Source organism: Streptomyces sp. JB150, assembly GCF_011193355.1.
GTDB lineage: Bacteria > Actinomycetota > Actinomycetes > Streptomycetales > Streptomycetaceae > Streptomyces.
Genome location: NZ_CP049780.1, coordinates 3,472,284 through 3,490,269 on the forward strand (window position 1 = coordinate 3,472,284; position 17,986 = coordinate 3,490,269).

Below are 17,986 nucleotides of genomic sequence, written 5' to 3' on the forward strand. Positions count from 1 at the left end.
AGCGGGGTCACCGCCGGGCGAGGTGTGGCAGCCCGGCCGCGAGCAGGTCGTACGCCCGCTCCGCCGCCGCCACCGCCGCCCCGCCCACGTCCGCCGCGCGCTCCCCCGCCGCCATCCGCCGCCAGTTCTCCTGCGCGAGGATGCGCTGCACGGCGATGATCTGGCCGGCCGCCAGCCGGGCGTCGAGATCGCCGCCGAGGGCGTCCGCGAGCGCGGCCTCCGAGCGCTCCAGCAGGCCGTGCAGCCGGGCGACCAGGGCCGGGGTGCCGTAGAGCAGGGTGTGGAAGGCCAGGACCTGCGGTTCGTCGTTCAGTCCGGTCACGGGGTCGCGGCGGTCCAGCGCGGCCAGGAAGTGCCGGCGCAGGGCGGTCAGCGGGGCGAGGTCCGAGCCGGCGACCACCCGCGCCGCCTCGCCCTCGTGGTCGGCGATCCGGTGCAGGACCAGGTCCTCCTTGGCCGGGAAGTACCGGAACAGCGTCGGCTTGGAGATTTCCGCCGCGGCGGCGACCTCGGCGACCGACACCGCGTCGAACCCCTTCTCCAGGAACAGCCCGATCGCGAGGTCCGACACCACCTGGTACATCCGCTGCCGCTTGCGCTCGCGCAGCCCGATCTCTCCCATGGCCCCGAGCCTACGGTCGGCCCCTGGCCCCCGGCGCCCGGTCGGCCCGCCGCCGCTCCTTGACCTCAAGTCCGCTTGAGGACCGAGACTGCGCACGCGGACGAGGATCCCCCGGCAAACGGAGGTGTGAGCGGTGCTCACGGCGCAGGTGAAGGAGTTCGGCGGCCCGGAGGTGCTGGTACCGGTGGAGGTGCCCGACCCCGTCCCCGGACCGGGCGAGGTGCTGATCGAGGTCGCCCGGATCGACACGATCTTCCTGGAGACCCAGCTGCGGGCGGGGTGGGGCGGCGAGTGGTTCCGCATGGTGCCGCCGTACGTGCCCGGCGGCGGGGTCGCGGGGACCGTGCGGGAGGTGGGGTCCGGGGTCGCGCAGGAGTGGCGCGGGCGCCGGGTCGCCGCGTTCGTCGACGGCGGCTACGCCGAGCTTGCCGTCGCCCCCGAGGGCGCCCTGACCCCCGTACCGGACGGGCTCGCGCTGCCGGTGGCGGCGGCCCTGGTCCACGACGGGGTCACGGCGATGGGCCTGCTGGAGCGGACCGCCCTCACGGCCGGCGACCGGGTGCTGATCCTCGGCGCCTCCGGCGGCATGGGCACCCTCCTCGTCCAGCTCGCCCGCGCCCGCGGCGCCCACGTGGTCGCGGCGGCCCGCGGCGCGGAGAAACTGGCGCTGGTACGGCGGCTGGGCGCGCACGAGACGGTGGACGTCACCGCCGCCGACTGGCCCGAGCGCGCCCGCGCCGCCCTGGGCGGGGCCGCCGACGTGGTCCTCGACGGCGTCGGCGGCACCCTCGGCGCCGCCGCGCTCCCCCTGACCGCGCCCGGCGGCCGCTTCTCCGCCCACGGCGCCCCGAGCGGCACTTTCGCCGGCATCGACCCGGACGAGGCGGCCCGCCGCGGCATCACCCTCTACGGCATCACCGACGCCCAGTACCCCGAGGCCGAGGTCCGCCGCCTGCGCACCCTCGCCTGCACGGAAGCCGCCGCCGGCCGCCTCACCCCGGTCATCGGCGAGACCGTCCCCCTCCGGGAAGCGGCCCGCGCCCACGCCCTCATCGAGGGGCGGTCACTGACCGGGAAGGTGCTGCTGCGCACGGGGTGGTGAGGATGGCTTGTTCTCGCGGAGGAGGCGCAGCAGCGGCTCCAGGGAGCCGATGACGTCGCGCGCGCCCGCGTCCGCGAGGAGGCGGGCCTTGCGGGTGTTGCGGGCGTAGCCGAGGAAGGGGATGCCGGCGCGGCGGGCGGCCTCGTGGTCGGTGGGGCTGTCACCGATCAGCAGGGCGGTGGCGGGGGCCGCGGTGAGCGCGTTGAGGGCACGGTGGAGGTGGTAGGGGTCCGGTTTGAGGCGGTGCGCGTCGGTGTCGCGGCCGTAGATGTGCGGTCCGAAGCAGTCGGCCAGACCCCGGCCGGCGAGGTAGGCGCCGATGACGCGCGGGGAGTTGTTGGAGGCGACGGCGAGGCGGGCGCCGAGCGCGGTCCAGGTGCGGATCAGCGGGTCGGCCCACGCGGTGGGCATCGCGGTGGCGGTGGCCCGCAGTTCCTCCCGGGTCAGCCGTTCCTCCAGCTGTGCCACCACGTCCAGGCCGAGCCCGGCCCGGTCCACCGCGCGCAGGACCGCGTGCGGGTCGGCGGTGTGCCGTTCCGCCTCGGTCAGCAGCCCGCGCAGGCCGCGCGTCTCCAGCCAGTCCACCAGCCTCCCGGCCACCTCGGGCGCCGGGTGCCCGGCGAACAGCCGGCAGATCGGTCCGTCGAAGTCCCACAGCACGACCTCGGCGCGGCTCACCAGCCGCCGCAGCCGGTCGGTCGGGCCCGCCACCGGTTCGGTCCGCGTCGTATCAGAAGTCACAAGGAGAGTGTCAGGTCCGTGGTGATGGTTTCCCAGAGGGCGTCGAACCACTTCTGCGATTCGGCCACGAACGAGGCGTCGCGCGGCCCGGCCTCCCGGTCGAAGGAGAACAGCAGCGACTCGGTGCCGAGCGCGTCGTACATGTCGAGGACACCGGCCTCGGTGGTCTCCTCCCGGCGCGCCACCATGTAGTACGCGATCAGCGCCTCCGCGCCGTTGAGCAGGTACAGCTTGACCGGCGGGGTGAACGGCAGGGCGCGGAACGACACGCGCACGTCGATGCCGTGCGAGACGGTCAGCATCCGCAGGTTGTGCCGCAGCACGTGCCCCTGCGCGTTGCGCATGGCGAGCCAGCGCTGGTGGACGGGGTTGTCGTCGCCGTCGCCCTGGTCCTCGACCGGGACGGGGAAGGCGAGGTTGATGTTCCGGGACGGCAGCAGGACGCGGACGTCGACCGACTCGGGGCGGACGCGGCCCTCGTGGATCAGGCGCAGCGGTTCGCCCAGCGCCAGCATCAGCGTCTCGGCGGTCAGGCAGGCCGCGTCGACGCGGACGTGCGGGGCGGTGAAGGCGTGGGCGAGCCGGGGGGCGAGGCCCACCATCGCCGGCTGGGGCGTCTCGGCGGGCGGCACCGCGCGGTCGGCGATCCGCGGCGGGCTGCCCTTGGTGACATGGCTGAGCAGCCCTTCCTCCTGGAGGACGCGCAGCGCCTGGCGCACGGTGCCGCGCTCCACGCCGAACTCCCCCGCCAGCTCGGCCTGCGTGGGCAGCCGGTCACCCGGCCTGAGCCGGCCGTCACGGATGCGTTCGCGCAGGCGGGCGGCGATCTCCCGGGCCGCGGTCCGGGTGCCGCCAGGCACTGCCGCGTTCTCCTCTGTCACAGCCGAACGCTACAACTCGACACCACCTGGCGGAAGTTGCCGAACAGATGGTTACAAGTCGCCTGCAAGTGGAGATAAGGACAGTCAAGTTGGCCACCAACTTCCACAACCTGGCGAAAGCTGTGGAAGGTTGGCGGACTTCCCTCCGGAGGGGAGCCGGGAGCCCGACGGCCACCGCACCACGGCACAGCGGACACCACAACCGAAGAGCACGCTACGGATGCGTGAAGCCCACAGCCGCCGGCCGAAGGGAGGCTCAGAACGAGTCCGGGCACCAAGGACGCCTGGACGTGCGCAGCAGGGCGTCGGCCACCCGGGCGGCGCCCGCTCGTGTCTCGCGCACCCGCCCCGCGGCCGCCAGCCGCACCGCCGACTCGTCCCCCAGCCACAGCGCCCCGAGGTCCGACACGTCCAGCGTCAGGTCCGCCTCCCGCGAGGTCGCCGCGCACACCGCCCGGCCGTCCTCCGCAGCCTCCAGCAGATACCGCCCGCCGGTGAACCCGCCCGCGTCGGCGACCTCCAGCACCAGCCGCCCCGCCCCGGCGTACGTCCGCGCCTCCAGCGCCCGTACGACGTCCAGGATGCGCACCCACATCCAGTCCGCCTGGGTGGTGATCCGGGCGGCGCGCGGGTCCGGCAGGAACAGCGGCAGCAGGTCGTCCGGGGCCCGGTAACCCGTCTTCACCGTGGTGACCCAGTCGATCGAGCACATGAACCGCCACAGCGCCCGCTCCGCCTCCGGACGGTCCGCCACCAGCCAGTTCACGGTGGCGGTGTTCAGCGGCTGCTTGGCGTCGCCCCACCGGTCGTCGGCGGTGTACGCCACCATCCCGTCGACCTGCCCGGCCGCCGAGCGGTACACCGCGTAGAACGGCTCCTTCCGCTCCGGCCGGACCCGCAGCTCACCGGTCTCGATCCGCCACCACCGCGCGCCCCGGTCCACCGCGCCCGGCGTCGCCCGCCGCACCCGCTCGTACAGCTCCGGGCCCAGCTTGCGCACCTCGGCGGCGTCGGCCAGGTCGATCCGCCCGCCGTCCTCCGGGCCTGCCCAGCGCGGGTCGAGGCCGGTGCGCGGCACGTCGACGGTCCACTCGGCGGCCGTGGTGGCCGGGCCGAACCCGTACCGGCCGTAGATCGGGTACTCGGCGGCGATCAGCGTCGCGACCACGTCCCCGCGCTCCTTCGCCGCCGCCAGGTCCCGGCCCATCATCCGGGTCAGCAGCCCGCGCCGGCGGTGCGTCGGGGTCACGGTCACGTTGGTGACGGCGTTCGCGGCGACGAGCGCGCCGCCGACCGCGGTCAGCTCCTGCGGGAACGAGCGCAGCGTCGCCACGCACCGGCCGTCGTCGAAGGCCCCGGTGGTGCGCTCCGGCACGATGCCGGTGGCCCGCGCGGCCAGCACGTCCTCGGACACCACGGGGCCCTGGAGGAAGCCCACCGACAGGGCCCGCAGCCAGTCCGGCGTCTCGTCCTCGGTGATCGTGCGTATGTCGAGTGCGTCGCGGTCGCTCATGGCGTCACGGTAGGCGCCCCGCACCGGGCCCGTCGCGAGGTTTTCGACACGGCGCACGACAGCGGCGGGCCACCGGGCGGACCGGAACCGCGGGCCACCAAGCGGAACTACACCTCCGGACCACCGCGCCGATCACAGACCTCCGGCCACCGGGCCGATCACCCCAGCCCACCGGACGGCTCACGCACCCACCTCACCGCCGGCACCTATGAGCCTTCGGGCCCCCACCGGCGCGCAAGAGCCCCCAGGCCCCGCCCGCGCCTCACAGCAGGAGGTCGTCGACCTGTGCCTCCCCGTCCCGGTAGCGCCGGGCGATCTCCGCGCTGCACTCGTCGGCCGTGCGCTGGAGCCGCTGGCGGCGCCGGGAGACCTGCTGCTCGTAGCGGACGAGCCGCCCGATCCCGTCCGTCAGCTCCGCGTCCGTGCGCGCGTCCAGCGCGGACAGCTCGACCTCGGCCAGCATCTCGGCGGCCAGCCGCCGGTACTCCTCGCTCTGCGGCGTGCCCAGCGTGACATGGCGGGCGGAGGAGCGGTGCCGCGCCGGGGCGTCCGTCAGGATCTCCGGCAGCCGCTCCACCACCGACGCCTCGCCCACCGCCACCACGGACGCCGGCCCGCGCCGCGCCAGCTCCGCCCGCAGGATGTCGATCCGTCCCTGCAGCAGCCGCCGCACATAGCTGAGGTCCGCCTCGTCGCGCTGGGCGGCGCGGCGCAGCGCGCGCAGCTCGGGCAGGCTCAGCGCCGTCAGGTCGGGCTCGGGCGGCTCCGGCGGCAGCGGTGGCCGCACGGCGCTCTCGAAGCCGCCGGGACTGTCGGTGCGCTGCGCGGGTGGCCGCCGTGTCCCCACTTCCTCACCCGTGCTCGGTGTGCTCATGTGCCTCTACCGTCCCCTCGACCGGTGTGTGGGAAGCATCGTGCCACCCCAAGTGGCCGCTATGTGACCGAGTGCCCCCGAACGGCCCCAGATGGGCGGGTTAGGGATCGAAAAGCGGCCACGGCATGATGGTCGTATGCGAGCTGTGGTGCAGAGGGTGGACGGCGCGAGCGTCGTGGTGGACGGCCGGACCGTCGGGGAGATCATCGGCGAGGGCCTGTGCGTGCTCGTGGGCGTCACCCACGACGACACCAAGGAGAAGGCGGCGCAGCTGGCCCGCAAGCTGTGGACCCTGCGGATCCTGCACGACGAGAAGTCGTGCAGCGACCTCGACGCCCCACTCCTGGTGATCAGCCAGTTCACTCTCTACGGCGACGCCCGCAAGGGCCGCCGCCCCACCTGGAACGCGGCCGCGCCCGGCGAGGTCGCCGAGCCGCTGGTCGACGAGGTGGTGGCCCAGCTGCGGGCGCTGGGCGCGACGGTGGAGACGGGCCGGTTCGGCGCGCAGATGCGGGTGTCGCTGACGAACGACGGCCCGTTCACCGTCCTGCTGGAAATGTAGCCCCACGGACCCCGAGGACCCCGACGGACCCCATGGGCCACGGGCCTACGGCCTACGGGGCGACGACGACTTCCTGCGCCGCCGCGGTGTCCCCGGCCATCAGCCGGGCGTCCACCGGCACGTTCCGCTTCACCAGCGCGAGGGCGACCGGGCCCAGCTCGTGGTGGCGTACGGAGGTGGTGACGAAGCCGATCTTCCGGCCGTCGGGGCCGTCGTCCGCGAGCCGGATCTCGGTGCCGTTCGGCGGCAGGTGGACCTCGCTGCCGTCCAGGTGCAGGAAGACCAGCCGGCGCGGCGGCTTGCCCAGGTTCTGCACCCGGGCGACGGTTTCCTGGCCGCGGTAGCAGCCCTTCTGCAGGTGCACGGCCGTGCCGATCCAGCCCAGCTCGTGCGGGATGGTCCGGTGGTCGGTCTCGAAGCCGAGGCGGGGCCGGTGGTGCTCGACGCGCAGCGCCTCGTAGGCGAGCAGCCCGGCCGCCGGGCCGGCCTGCGCCGCGAACTCCTCCAGCCGCTCGCGCGGCAGGAACAGATCACGGCCGAACGGGGTCTGCCGTACGACGACGCCCTCCGGGACCTCGGCGATGGAACCGGCGGGCAGGTGGACGACCGCGTGGTCGGCGGTGCGGTCGGCGACGTCGACCCGGTAGAAGAACTTCATCGACTCCAGGTACCGGATCAGCGCGTCCTGGGTGCCGGGCTCCACGTGCGCCCACACCGTCGTGCCGTCGTCGACCAGGTAGAGCGCGTGCTCGATGTGGCCGTTGGCGGACAGGATCAGCGCCTCGGTGGCCTCGCCCGCGGGCAGGTCGCTGACGTGCTGGGTGAGCAGCAGGTGCAGCCAGCTCAGCCGGTCCTCGCCGGAGACCGTGACGACCCCGCGGTGCGAGAGGTCGACGAAACCGGTGCCGTCGGCGAGGGCGCGCTGCTCGCGGAACAGGTCGCCGTAGTGCGCGGCGACGCCTTCGTCCACGCCCTCGGCGGGGACGGCGCCGGGCAGGGACAGCAGGGGGCTCTTCATGACTCCAAGCCTACGACTCGGTACTTGAAGACTTCAGCGAACAGTCCTCACACCGGCCGAAGATCGCGAAGTGCTTCATGTCCGTGTCGAACCCGAACTGCTCGCGCAGCTTCGCGGTGAACTCGGCGGCCACGCTCACATCCGCCTCGATGACGCCGGAGCAGTCCCGGCACACCAGGTGGATGTGGTGGTGCCGGTCGGCCAGGTGGTACGTCGGCGCCCCGTGGCCCAGGTGGGCGTGGCTGACCAGCCCCAGTTCCTCCAGCAGCTCCAGCGTCCGGTAGACCGTGGAAATGTTGACCCCCGACGCCGTCTTCCTCACCTCGCTGAGGATGTCGTCGGGGGTCGCGTGCTCCAGGGTGTCCACGGCTTCGAGCACGAGTTGCCGCTGCGGGGTCAGCCGGTAGCCGCGCTGCCGCAGATCGCTCTTCCAGTCGGTGCTCACCACACCGGCCAGTCTAGGACTACTTGAAGAAGGCGATCCCGTCGTCCGGCAGGTCGTCCGGCAGGGCCTTCGCCCAGCGCTCGACGTCCTCGGGGGTGACGACCTTCTTCAGGTGCGCCGACATGTAGGGGCGCAGCTCGACCTCGGGGGTCTGCTTCTCGCCGACCCACATCAGGTCGCTCTTGACGTAGCCGTAGAGCCGCTTGCCGCCGCTGTAGGGCTGGGAGGCGGGGGTGCGGGCGACGGCGTCGGTGACCAGGTCGATCTGCGGCTTCTGGTGGGCCATCTCGCCGTACCAGATCTCGATGACGCCGTCGTCGCGGGTCATGGTCACCTCGACCTTGCGGTCGGCGTCGATCCGCCAGAAGCCGTGCTCCGACTCCAGCGGGCGGACCTTGTTGCCGTCCTTGTCGAGCACCCAGGTGTGCGAGTGGTACTCCAGGAAGTCCCGGCCGTCGTGCGTGAAGGTGACCTCCTGCCCGAAGTTGCACTTCTCGGAACCGGGGAAGTCGTGCACACCCGCGCCCACCCAGTTGCCGAGCAGGAAGGCGAGGGGGACGAGGTCCTTGTGGAGGTCGGACGGGATCTCGATCATGAGCAGATGTTCCTAGGGGTGGTCAGCGCTGGCCCTGGTACAGCTTCTTCACGGTCAGACCGGCGAAGGCGAGAACGCCGACGGCGACCAGGACCAGCAGGATTTCGAAGAAGAGCTCCACGGCGTGCTCCTTGGATGAGCGTGGTGAGGTACGTACGTACACGGGGCCAGGCCCCAGCTTACGCGGCCGGGGTCCGGCCCACGGTGTGAGGTGCCCCCCTGGAGGCGGCCGCGGGCCGGGTGAGCAGCCGGACCTGCCGGGGTGACCGTCCGGTCGTACGGCCGCCGCGGCGCCGTGCCGCCCGCGCCTCCGTCGGCACGTCGGGCGCCTCGGGTCCCTCTCCGCCTCGGCGGGGGGTGACTACGATGCGGCCATGGCGAAGAAGCTCGTGATCAAGGTGACGGCGGGGGCCGACGCTCCCGAGCGCTGCTCGCAGGCGTTCACGGTGGCGGCCGTGGCCGTGGCCAGCGGGGTGGACGTGTCCGTCTGGCTGACGGGCGAGTCCGCCTGGTTCGCGCTGCCCGGCCGGGCGGCCGAGTTCGAGCTGCCGCACGCGGCCCCGCTCCCCGACCTGATCGACTCGATCCTCGCCGCGGGCCGGCTGACCCTGTGCACCCAGTGCGCGGCCCGGCGGGACATCACGGAGAAGGACGTCATCGAGGGCGTCCGGATCGCGGGCGCGCAGGTCTTCGTGCAGGAGGCGCTGGCCGAGGACACCCAGGCGCTCGTCTACTGACCGTCGTCCCCCGTCGGCACGTACAGACAGAAGGGGTGTCCCGCCGGGTCCAGCAGCACCCGCACGTCGGGCTGGGGCTGGTACGCGGCGAGCCGGGCGCCCGCGAGGAGGGCGGCGGCCGTCTCGCCCTCCAGGTCGTCCACGGCGATGTCCAGATGGACGGACATCTGCTGCCGGTCCGGCTCGCTCGGCCAGACGGGCGGCACGTACCGGGGCTCGGTCTGGAAGGACAGTCCGGTGCCGCCGTCCGGCGGGCGGATGTGCACCCAGTCCGGCTCCTCCTCGCCGTTCCACACCCGCCAGCCGGGCAGCAGCCGCAGGTAGAAGTCCGCCAGCTCACGCGCGCTCGGCGCGTCCAGGGTCGCCGCAACGAGTCTCATGCGCCGGGGGTACCCCGCCCGGCCGGTCCGACGCCCGTCACCTGGGGCGCTTCCTGCCGTCCAGCTCGTCCCACCACTCGTCGGACCGGGGGTCGCCGGAGGGAGCGTCCCACCAGCGGTCGTCCGGGCCGCGCCGGTTGGCGACGATCGCGGCGACGGGCGGGATGAGCATGGCGACCACGCACATGCCGACGGCCGCCTCGGTCGACACGAGCCGGACCACGGCCCACGCCAGGACGAACAGCACCAGGCAGGTGCCCATCAGGGCGAAGTACAGACGACGCCGCCGCGCGTACATGTGTCCAGCGTAGGCAGGGGCGCGGGCACGGAGAAGGGCCGCACCCCAGGCGTCCAACCCGGGGGGTGCGGCCCTCTCGCCGTACGGGTCCGTCAGACCGCGATGGCGACCTCGGCCAGCGCGCCCTTCTCGGCGACGACGACCGTGCGGTCGGCGGTGCCGCCGGGGACCAGGGCGCGGACGGTCCAGGTGCCCTCGGCCGCGTAGAAGCGGAACTGGCCCGTGGCGGAGGTCGGGACCTCCGCGGTGAACTCGCCGGTCGAGTCCAGGAGCCGGACGTAGCCGGTCACCGGCTCGCCGTCGCGGGTCACCTGGCCCTGGATGGTGGTCTCACCGGGCTTGATGGTCGAGGCGTCGGGGCCGCCGGCCTTCGCTCCGCACATGTCTTTCTCCAAGAGGGGTCTGACCGGAAGGCCGGTCGGGTCGTCTTTCTTGCCTGCTTGCCGGGATTACTTGTTGGCGCCGAGCTCGATCGGCACGCCGACGAGGGAGCCGTACTCGGTCCAGGAGCCGTCGTAGTTCTTGACGTTCTCCACGCCCAGCAGCTCGTGCAGGACGAACCAGGTCAGGGCGGAGCGCTCGCCGATGCGGCAGTAGGCGATGGTGTCCTTGGAGAGGTCGATGCTCTCCTCCTCGTAGAGCTTGCGCAGCTCTTCGTCGGACTTGAAGGTGCCGTCGTCGTTGGCGTTCTTCGACCACGGGATGTTGCGGGCGGTCGGGACGTGACCCGGGCGCTGCGACTGCTCCTGCGGCAGGTGGGCCGGGGCGAGCAGCTTGCCGGAGAACTCGTCGGGCGAGCGGACGTCGACGAGGTTCTGGCTGCCGATGGCCTTGACGACGTCGTCGCGGAAGGCGCGGATGGCGGTGTTCTGCGGCTTGGCCTTGTACTCGGTCGCCGGGCGCTCGGGCACCTCCTCGACCAGCTCGCGGGCGTCCAGCTCCCACTTCTTGCGGCCGCCGTCGAGGAGCTTGACGTTCTCGTGGCCGTAGAGCTTGAAGTACCAGTAGGCGTAGGACGCGAACCAGTTGTTGTTGCCGCCGTAGAGGACGACCGTGTGGTCGTTGGCGATGCCCTTCGCCGACAGGAGCTTCTCGAAGCCCTCCTGGTCGATGAAGTCGCGGCGGACCGGGTCCTGCAGGTCCTGCGTCCAGTCGATCTTGATGGCGTTGCGGATGTGGTTCTTGTCGTAGGCCGACGTGTCCTCATCCACCTCGACGATCGCGATGGCGGGGTTGTCCAGGTTGTCCTGGAGCCAGTCGGCGTCGACCAGGACGTCGCTGCGGCTCATGCTCTTTCTCCTCCGGGGCAGTTGCGGCGGGGCGTGCGAGTGAGAGGCGTGCGCGGACGGCCGCCGCGGTGCGGCGCGGCACGGCGCACGGATGCCCTGGGCAGGGCGGGTGTGGGTGAACGCGGCTGGCGGGTGCTGCCGCTCAGACGGTGCGACAGAGCATGGCGGCAACGCGGCACAGGTCCACTGCCCGCCGCTTCGTGAGATCCGCCTGTCGCTTCATGCGGTCGATCGTAGGGACGGACGGGCGGGCGTGTCACCGGCGTGTCGCATGATGAGACACGATCGTCCGGATAACGGGATGAGAAAAGCGTCCGGGCCGTCGTCGTACGGCTCCCGGCCGCCTGCTCCGGGCCTCACGGCTGCGCCGCGGACGGGGCCGTCTCGCCCCTCGGACAGTCTCGGACAGCCACGGGCGGATCGCGAACAGATCAGGAGCAACCGTGGACAGCCGCAGTCACGCGCCGTCCCGTCCGCACGCCCCGACCCGACCCGACCGGAGCCGTCGCCCGCCCCGCCGGTCCTACCCGGCCAGCCGGACGTCCGAACCCTTCACGGAGATCTCCACCCCGTCCGCCGCGGCCTCGACCTTGTCCAGCCGGATGCCGCCCGGCAGGTCGTCGATGGCCTGCTGGAAGTCGGTGATCTCGCGGACCGAGTTCTCGGCGAGGTCGAGCCCGGCCAGCTCCGGCAGGGAGTCGGTGCGCACCTCGACGTTGTCGCCCTTGACGCTGACGGTGCTGAGCACGGACAGCTGCCGGGTGCCGAGGACCGGCAGCTCGACCTCCACACCCACCTTGATCTTGCCGTTGCCGCCGTTGGCGAGGCTCACCACGCGGGCGGTGATGTCGGGGGCCACCTGCGTGGGCTCCGACTTGGCGGCCTTCATCAGCTCGTCGTAGGCGATGGTCGCCGTGCCGGTGGCCGAGGCGGCGGTGGCGGAGCTGTAGTCGCCGGAGAACCGCACGCCCTTCATGTGGGCCTGGAGGTCGTCGATGCGGATCTTCCCGCCGTCGCCCGCGGCGGCCTCGTAGTCCTGGATGCCGACCTCGACGTCGTCCAGCTCGCCGCCGGCCACCTGGGTGAGGAAGGGGAAGCCGTTGATCGACACGTCCGGGGTCCGCGGCAGGTTCTCGGTGGCCCGCAGCCGGTCCGCGGCCTCTCCCTCGGCGAAGTGCACGGCGATGCGGTCGGCGGCCACGAAGAGTCCGCCGAGCACCACGACGACGATCAGAAGTATTCGCAGCGCGCGCATGTTTCCCCACTTCGGCCTTCGGCGACGACCGCCACGGTAACCCCGCGGGGCGGGGACGCCGGGGGATTGTGGATCAACTGTGACAGGGCGCCGCGCCGTCCGCCCCCCCGGCGGCGCGGCTCAGCCCAGGGCCCGCCCCAGCACCCACACCACCGGCGCGGCGGCCGTCAGGGGCAGGGCGACGCCCGCGGTGAAGTGGACGAAGCGGGACGGATAGTCGTAGCTCGCGACGCGGTGGCCGATGAGGGCGCAGGCGCCCGCCGCCGCGCCGAGCAGCGCGGCCTCGGTCCCGGCGCCGGTCAGGTTGCCCACCGCGAGGCCCGCGCCGGCGGCGGCGAGCAGCGCGGCGACGACGGAGGCCGGGGCCGGCAGCGGCAGCGCGCGGGCCGGGACGGCGACCGCGACGGCCGCCGCGCCGATCGTGACCGCGTCGGCCTCGGCCGCCAGGTAGCCGGTCGCGAGGACCGCGAGCGCGGCCGAGACGACGGTGGCCGTCAGGCCGTACAGCCGCTCGTCCGGGTCGGCGTGCGAGCGCAGCTGGAGGACGAGCGACAGCAGCACCCAGACGCCGAGCGTGCCGAGGATGACCGCCGGGCCGTGGTCTCGTCCGGTGGCGAGCAGTGCCGCGTCGGCGGCGAGCGCGCCCGCGAAGGCCAGCACGATGCCCTGCCGGGCCGGCCACATGCCGTTCAGCCGGAACCAGCCGGCCGCGGTCACCGCCTGCAGCGCGACCAGCGGCACGAGCAGCGCGTACGCGCCGACAGCGGCGGCGCCGGACAGCAGCGCGCCGAGCAGCGCGGTGAGCGCGGCGGGCTGGAGTCCGGGCTCGATGATGGGGCTACGGCCCTCCAGGCGGGCCCGCTGGGCCGCCGTGAGCGGGGCCGAGGGGGCCGCGGGAGGGGCGGGCTCCGGTTCGGGTGCCGGTGCCGGTGGGGGCACCGCCGCCGCGGGGGGCTGGGGCTCGTACGGCTGCCCGGGCATCGCGTACGTCTGCTGCGGGGCGTAGGACTGCTGCGGGGCGTACGGCGCCGTCGTCTGCTGCGTCTGGGGGTCCCAGGTCTGCCCCTCCCACTGCTGGGTGTACGGGGCGGCGGCGTACTGCTCCGGGTACTGCTGATACTGCTGCTGGGGCTGCTGGTACTGCGGCTGCTGCTCGTACTGCCGCTGGTACTGGTCGTAGCCCTGGTGGCCCGGGTGGCCTTGGTGGCCCTGGTAGTCCGGGTAGCCCTCGTGCCCGTCGTACCGCTGCCCGTCGTACGGCTGCCCGTCGTACCGCTGCTGGTCGTTCATCGGTCGGTCACCCTCCTGCGAACGGCGGGAGCACCTCGACCGTGCCGCCGTCGGTCAGCCGTACCGTCTCATGTCCACGGGTCCCGACGGGATCGCCGTCGATGAGGAACGAGCAGCGCCGCAGCACGCGCGCGAGTTCGCCGGGGTGGCGCTCCCGCACCGCGGCGAGCGCGCCGGCGAGCGTGGCCGCCTCGTACGCCTCCTCGGCCACCCCGGCCGCGGCCTTCGCGGCGGCCCAGTAGCGCACCGTGACCTTTGCCATCTCGTCCCTCACGTCAGTCCACTCATGACACGGCCAGGCTAGCCCGCCACGCCGGTGGCCCAGTCACCCATGCGGGCGAGCAGGGCGTCGTCGGCCGCGTGCTCGGCGTGGCCCATGCCCGGCTCGATCCACAGGGCGGCGTGGTCGCCCGCGGCGGTGGCCAGCATGTACGGGTGGTCGAGCGGGAAGTAGCCGTCCCGGTCGCCGTGGACGATCAGCAGCGGGGTCGGAGCGATCCGCGAGGCCGCCTCCACCGGGGAGAGCGGCACCGGGTCCCAGTCGCGGTGGTGGATGCGGGTACGGAAGCCGTAGCGGCCGACCAGGCGGCCGGCGGGGCGGGTGACCAGCCAGTGCAGGCGGCGCATGGGGGCGGTGCCGCGGTAGTACCAGCGGGCCGGCGCGCTGACCGAGACGACGGCGGCCAGTTCCTGCTCCCGGTGCAGCGCCGCGTGCCGCAGCACCACCGAGCCGCCCATGGAGAAGCCGACGGTCACCACGCGCGTGTGCCCGAGGGCGCGGGCCCAGTCCACGGCGGCGGCCAGGTCCAGGATCTCGCGGTCGCCGACGGTCGAGCGGCCGCCGGAGGCGCCGTGGCCGCGGAACGAGAAGGTGACGACGGCGCCGTGGTGCGCGAGGGCGCGCGCCACCCGGCGCACGTGCGGGCGGTTCACGTCACCGGTGAAGCCGTGGGCGACCACGAACACGAGGTGGCCGGCGGGCGGCCGCGCGGTGTCGTCGTCGCCCGCCGCCGGTTCGCATGGCGGTTCGTACACGGCACGGGGCGGTTCGTACACGGCTTCGATCCGCACCCCGTCGGCCGTGTGCAGAAACGTCCGCTTTCGTGCGGACTTGGTCCCTCCGGCCGTCTCGCGATGCGGACGAACGGTGGATGGCGGGGTGGATCGGGCCACATGACCTGCCGGACCTGAGCTCATGTGGGCTATTCTGCTGGGCAGAGGACTCGGGCAGCGTAGCCCCCGGGTCCTTTTGTGCTTTCGGAAGCGTTGTATACGACGCGGGAAACCGCAGGTGTACGGGCCGTCGATCGCATGAGTGGCCCCACGGGGCCGCAGCGGATCCCAGGGGCGCGGGGACCGCGCGTACGAAGCAGTGCCGCAAACGTCCTCGAAGGGACCGAGGAGGAACCAGACGTTATGGGCGAGCGAACCGTGCACGAACGTATGACGACGACCCAGGCAGGTGGGGCGCGATGAGCTCTCTGCTGCTTCTCACCAATGCCCTCCAGCCGTCGGCGGAGGTGCTCCCCGCGCTCGGCCTGCTCCTGCACAACGTGCGGGTGGCCCCGGCGGAAGGCCCGGCCCTCGTCGACACCCCGGGTGCCGACGTCATCCTCATCGACGGCCGCCGCGACCTCCCGCAGGTCCGCAGCCTCTGCCAGCTGCTGCGCTCCACCGGCCCCGGCTGTCCGCTGGTCCTCGTCGTCACCGAGGGCGGCCTGGCCGCCGTCACCGCCGACTGGGGCATCGACGACGTGCTGCTCGACACCGCCGGCCCGGCCGAGGTCGAGGCCCGGCTGCGGCTCGCCATGGGCCGCCAGCAGATCGTCAACGACGACTCCCCGATGGAGATCCGCAACGGCGACCTGTCGGTGGACGAGGCGACGTACAGCGCCAAGCTCAAGGGCCGGGTCCTCGACCTGACCTTCAAGGAGTTCGAGCTGCTGAAGTACCTCGCCCAGCACCCGGGCCGGGTCTTCACCCGTGCCCAGCTGCTCCAGGAGGTCTGGGGCTACGACTACTTCGGCGGCACCCGCACGGTCGACGTCCACGTACGGCGGCTGCGGGCCAAGCTCGGCCCCGAGCACGAGTCGCTGATCGGCACCGTCCGCAACGTCGGCTACCGGTTCGTCACCCCGGAGAAGGTGGAGCGCGCCGCCGAGGAGGCCAAGGCCAAGGCCGACCGGGCGAAGGTGGACAGGGCGGGCAAGCCGGACAGCGTGACCGCCTCTTCCGTCACCGAGGTCCCGGCCGACGCCTGACCGGGCATACCGGACGCGGCGGACCGGTACTGCGGGCGGGCACGGCCAAGACGCAAGACGCCCTGCCCAGAGCCGGTCTCTCCGCGTAGACTCCGCGCGTGGCCAAGGTGACTCGGGATGATGTGGCGCGGCTGGCGGGGACTTCGACCGCCGTCGTCAGCTATGTCATCAACAACGGACCCCGGCCGGTCGCCCCGGCCACGCGCGAGCGTGTCCTCGCGGCGATCAAGGAACTGGGTTACCGGCCGGACCGGGTCGCCCAGGCGATGGCCTCCCGCCGCACCGACCTCATAGGCCTGATCATCCCGGACGCCCGCCAGCCCTTCTTCGGGGAGATGGCGCACGCGGTCGAACAGGCCGCGTCGGAGCGCGGGAAGATGGTCCTGGTCGGCAACACCGACTACGTCGGCGAGCGCGAGGTCCACTACCTGCGCGCCTTCCTCGGGATGCGGGTCTCCGGCCTGATCCTCGTCTCGCACGCGCTGAACGACCTGGCCGCCGCCGAGATCGAGGCGTGGGACGCCCGGATCGTGCTGCTGCACGAGCGCCCCGAGTCCATCGACGACGTCGCCGTGGTCACCGACGACCTGGGCGGCGCCCAGCTCGCCGTACGCCACCTGCTGGAGCACGGCTACGAGTACGTCGCCTGCATGGGCGGCACCGCCGAGACCCCGGCGGTCGGCGACCCGGTCTCCGACCACGTCGAGGGCTGGCGGCGCGCCATGGAGGAGGCGGGCGTCCCGACCGAGGGACGGCTGTTCGAAGCGCCGTACAACCGTTACGACGCCTACCGGGTGGCCCTGGAGATCCTCGCCGGCCCGGACCGCCCGCCCGCGATCTTCTGCTCCACCGACGACCAGGCGATCGGCCTGCTCCGCGCGGCCCGCGAACTGCGCATCGACGTCCCCGGCGAGCTGGCCGTGGCCGGCTTCGACGACATCAAGGAGGCCGCGCTCGCCGACCCGCCGCTGACCACGGTCGCCTCGGACCGGTCCGCGATGGCGCGCGCCGCGGTGGACCTCGTCCTCGACGACGGGCTGCGGGTGGCGGGCTCACGGCGGGAACGGCTGAAGGTGTTCCCGTCGCGGCTGGTGGTGCGGCGGTCGTGCGGCTGTGAGTGACCTCCGCGGGTCCGGGCGGCGCTCCTCTCACGGCGTGGTCACCACTGGGCGATGAGCGGCGTGTCCGGCTCGTGCCGCCGCCACGCCTCGCCGAGGCGGACCAGGCGGGCGGGCGCGGCGATACCGCGCACGGTGGCGATCCGCCCGTCGGCGAGGTCGAACGTGACGGCGCCGATGACCCGGTCGCCCAGCACGAAGAGGACGGCGGGGGCCCCGTTGACGGGCGCGTAGTGGACGGCGGGGGTGCCACCGGCCAGGCGCCGCTTCGCGGGCGTGGGCCGGAAGCCGGCCCGGACGACCGTGGCGATGCGCTGCGGGGTGTCGAACCGCAGCAGCCGCTCGGCCCGGCCCGCGCCGTCGGAGATCGCGGTCGCGTCGTCGGTGAGCAGCGCCACGAGCCGGTCGGTACGGCCCGAGGAGGCCGCGGCGAGGAATTCCTCGACGATCCGGCGGGCCGATTCCGGGTCCGGTGCACCGCTGCGGCGGCGGCCGGCGGTGAGGCGGCGCCGGGCCCGGTGCAGGTGCTGCTGGCTCGCGGACTCGGTGATGTCGAGGATCTCGGCGATCTCGGCGTGGCTGTGGGAGAACGCCTCGCGCAGGAGGTAGACGGCCCGCTCGACGGGTGACAGGCGTTCCATGAGCGTCAGCACGGCCAGCGAGACCGATTCGCGCTGCTCGAACGTGTCGGCCGGGCCGAGCATCGGGTCGCCGTCGAGAAGCGGTTCGGGCAGCCAGGCACCGACGGCGCGTTCGCGGCGGGCCTGTGCCGAGCGGAGCCGGTCGAGACAGAGATGGGTGACGACCTTGGTCAGCCAGGCCTCCGGCACCCTGATCCGCTGCCGGTCGGCCGCCTGCCAGTGCAGGAACGCGTCCTGCACGGCGTCCTCGGCGTCGGCGGCGGAGCCCAGCAGGCGGTACGCCAGTGAGGCCAGCCGGTTCCGGCTGGCCTCGAACCGGCTGGTGTCGAAGCGATCGGTGGCGATGCCGTCCACGTGGCCGGTC

General features: G+C 73.2%; 22 protein-coding genes. 5 read left to right on the forward strand and 17 right to left on the reverse strand.

Annotated features, from left to right (window positions below; translation table 11 throughout):
- Positions 1 to 7 precede the first annotated feature (7 nt).
- Entirely contained in the window at positions 8 to 622 is a 615-nt protein-coding gene (locus G7Z13_RS16265) for a TetR family transcriptional regulator (protein ID WP_166000040.1), read from the reverse strand.
- A gap of 133 nt (positions 623 to 755) precedes the next feature.
- On the opposite strand from G7Z13_RS16265, the gene G7Z13_RS16270 reads away from it, so the two are divergent.
- Positions 756 to 1,724, forward strand: coding sequence for a zinc-binding dehydrogenase (locus tag G7Z13_RS16270; RefSeq protein ID WP_166000042.1), 969 nt, complete (start codon positions 756 to 758; stop codon positions 1,722 to 1,724).
- On the opposite strand, the gene G7Z13_RS16275 is transcribed toward G7Z13_RS16270, so the two are convergent.
- From G7Z13_RS16275 to G7Z13_RS16290, 4 genes are all read right to left on the reverse strand, one after another.
- Positions 1,686 to 2,465: an HAD family hydrolase gene (locus tag G7Z13_RS16275; protein WP_240926236.1), complete on the reverse strand. Its 780-nt coding sequence runs from the start codon at positions 2,463 to 2,465 to the stop codon at positions 1,686 to 1,688. The genes G7Z13_RS16270 and G7Z13_RS16275 overlap by 39 nt on opposite strands.
- Positions 2,462 to 3,325, reverse strand: a complete 864-nt coding sequence (locus G7Z13_RS16280) for a winged helix-turn-helix domain-containing protein (protein WP_166000046.1) — start codon at positions 3,323 to 3,325, stop codon at positions 2,462 to 2,464. The genes G7Z13_RS16275 and G7Z13_RS16280 overlap by 4 nt, the downstream gene beginning before the upstream one ends.
- 277 nt (positions 3,326 to 3,602) lie before the next feature.
- Positions 3,603 to 4,859, reverse strand: a complete 1,257-nt coding sequence (locus G7Z13_RS16285) for a GNAT family N-acetyltransferase (protein ID WP_166000048.1) — start codon at positions 4,857 to 4,859, stop codon at positions 3,603 to 3,605.
- A gap of 262 nt (positions 4,860 to 5,121) precedes the next feature.
- On the reverse strand, positions 5,122 to 5,733 hold the full coding sequence (locus G7Z13_RS16290) for an aerial mycelium formation protein (RefSeq protein ID WP_166000050.1): 612 nt from the start codon (positions 5,731 to 5,733) through the stop codon (positions 5,122 to 5,124).
- Between the two features lie 136 nt (positions 5,734 to 5,869).
- On the opposite strand from G7Z13_RS16290, the gene dtd reads away from it, so the two are divergent.
- On the forward strand, positions 5,870 to 6,295 hold the full coding sequence (dtd, locus tag G7Z13_RS16295; protein ID WP_166000052.1) for a D-aminoacyl-tRNA deacylase: 426 nt from the start codon (positions 5,870 to 5,872) through the stop codon (positions 6,293 to 6,295).
- A gap of 52 nt (positions 6,296 to 6,347) precedes the next feature.
- Here dtd and G7Z13_RS16300 read toward each other — a convergent pair whose 3' ends face one another.
- The 3 genes from G7Z13_RS16300 to G7Z13_RS16310 are packed head-to-tail and all read right to left on the reverse strand — an operon-like array spanning position 6,348 to position 8,353.
- Complete coding sequence (locus tag G7Z13_RS16300; RefSeq protein ID WP_166000054.1) at positions 6,348 to 7,313, reverse strand: folate-binding protein YgfZ; 966 nt, start codon at positions 7,311 to 7,313, stop codon at positions 6,348 to 6,350.
- Positions 7,314 to 7,323: 10 nt separating this feature from the next.
- Positions 7,324 to 7,761, reverse strand: a complete 438-nt coding sequence (locus G7Z13_RS16305) for a Fur family transcriptional regulator (RefSeq protein ID WP_166000056.1) — start codon at positions 7,759 to 7,761, stop codon at positions 7,324 to 7,326.
- A 16-nt stretch (positions 7,762 to 7,777) separates the two neighbouring features.
- On the reverse strand, positions 7,778 to 8,353 hold the full coding sequence (locus tag G7Z13_RS16310) for an FABP family protein (RefSeq protein ID WP_166000058.1): 576 nt from the start codon (positions 8,351 to 8,353) through the stop codon (positions 7,778 to 7,780).
- A 374-nt stretch (positions 8,354 to 8,727) separates the two neighbouring features.
- Here G7Z13_RS16310 and G7Z13_RS16315 point away from each other — a divergent pair, with 374 nt between their 5' ends.
- Positions 8,728 to 9,090, forward strand: coding sequence for a DsrE family protein (locus G7Z13_RS16315; RefSeq protein WP_166000060.1), 363 nt, complete (start codon positions 8,728 to 8,730; stop codon positions 9,088 to 9,090).
- Here the strand turns inward: G7Z13_RS16315 and G7Z13_RS16320 are convergent.
- The 8 genes from G7Z13_RS16320 to G7Z13_RS16355 all read right to left on the reverse strand — a co-directional run bounded on the left by G7Z13_RS16320 (position 9,084) and on the right by G7Z13_RS16355 (position 14,799).
- The gene (locus G7Z13_RS16320) at positions 9,084 to 9,470 is read right to left on the reverse strand and encodes a VOC family protein (protein ID WP_166000062.1); all 387 of its coding nucleotides are present in this window, start codon (positions 9,468 to 9,470) and stop codon (positions 9,084 to 9,086) included. The genes G7Z13_RS16315 and G7Z13_RS16320 overlap by 7 nt on opposite strands.
- A gap of 37 nt (positions 9,471 to 9,507) precedes the next feature.
- Positions 9,508 to 9,768, reverse strand: coding sequence for a DUF3099 domain-containing protein (locus G7Z13_RS16325; protein ID WP_166000064.1), 261 nt, complete (start codon positions 9,766 to 9,768; stop codon positions 9,508 to 9,510).
- Between the two features lie 92 nt (positions 9,769 to 9,860).
- Positions 9,861 to 10,151 carry a DUF1416 domain-containing protein gene (locus tag G7Z13_RS16330; protein ID WP_043502058.1) on the reverse strand — a complete coding sequence of 97 codons (291 nt, stop codon included), beginning with the start codon at positions 10,149 to 10,151 and terminating at the stop codon, positions 9,861 to 9,863.
- Positions 10,152 to 10,217: 66 nt separating this feature from the next.
- Complete coding sequence (locus tag G7Z13_RS16335) at positions 10,218 to 11,057, reverse strand: sulfurtransferase (protein ID WP_166000066.1); 840 nt, start codon at positions 11,055 to 11,057, stop codon at positions 10,218 to 10,220.
- A gap of 523 nt (positions 11,058 to 11,580) precedes the next feature.
- Complete coding sequence (locus G7Z13_RS16340; RefSeq protein WP_166000068.1) at positions 11,581 to 12,312, reverse strand: DUF2993 domain-containing protein; 732 nt, start codon at positions 12,310 to 12,312, stop codon at positions 11,581 to 11,583.
- Positions 12,313 to 12,432: 120 nt separating this feature from the next.
- The gene (locus G7Z13_RS16345; RefSeq protein WP_166000070.1) at positions 12,433 to 13,602 is read right to left on the reverse strand and encodes a hypothetical protein; all 1,170 of its coding nucleotides are present in this window, start codon (positions 13,600 to 13,602) and stop codon (positions 12,433 to 12,435) included.
- A 7-nt stretch (positions 13,603 to 13,609) separates the two neighbouring features.
- Positions 13,610 to 13,864: a MoaD/ThiS family protein gene (locus G7Z13_RS16350; protein WP_166000072.1), complete on the reverse strand. Its 255-nt coding sequence runs from the start codon at positions 13,862 to 13,864 to the stop codon at positions 13,610 to 13,612.
- Between the two features lie 38 nt (positions 13,865 to 13,902).
- The gene (locus G7Z13_RS16355; protein WP_166000074.1) at positions 13,903 to 14,799 is read right to left on the reverse strand and encodes an alpha/beta fold hydrolase; all 897 of its coding nucleotides are present in this window, start codon (positions 14,797 to 14,799) and stop codon (positions 13,903 to 13,905) included.
- A 275-nt stretch (positions 14,800 to 15,074) separates the two neighbouring features.
- Here G7Z13_RS16355 and G7Z13_RS16360 point away from each other — a divergent pair, with 275 nt between their 5' ends.
- The gene (locus G7Z13_RS16360) at positions 15,075 to 15,863 is read left to right on the forward strand and encodes a response regulator transcription factor (RefSeq protein ID WP_166000076.1); all 789 of its coding nucleotides are present in this window, start codon (positions 15,075 to 15,077) and stop codon (positions 15,861 to 15,863) included.
- 98 nt (positions 15,864 to 15,961) lie between these two features.
- Positions 15,962 to 16,984: a LacI family DNA-binding transcriptional regulator gene (locus tag G7Z13_RS16365; RefSeq protein WP_166000078.1), complete on the forward strand. Its 1,023-nt coding sequence runs from the start codon at positions 15,962 to 15,964 to the stop codon at positions 16,982 to 16,984.
- A gap of 38 nt (positions 16,985 to 17,022) precedes the next feature.
- On the opposite strand, the gene G7Z13_RS16370 is transcribed toward G7Z13_RS16365, so the two are convergent.
- Positions 17,023 to 17,976 carry a sigma-70 family RNA polymerase sigma factor gene (locus G7Z13_RS16370; protein WP_166000079.1) on the reverse strand — a complete coding sequence of 318 codons (954 nt, stop codon included), beginning with the start codon at positions 17,974 to 17,976 and terminating at the stop codon, positions 17,023 to 17,025.
- Between the last annotated feature and the right edge of the window lie 10 nt (positions 17,977 to 17,986).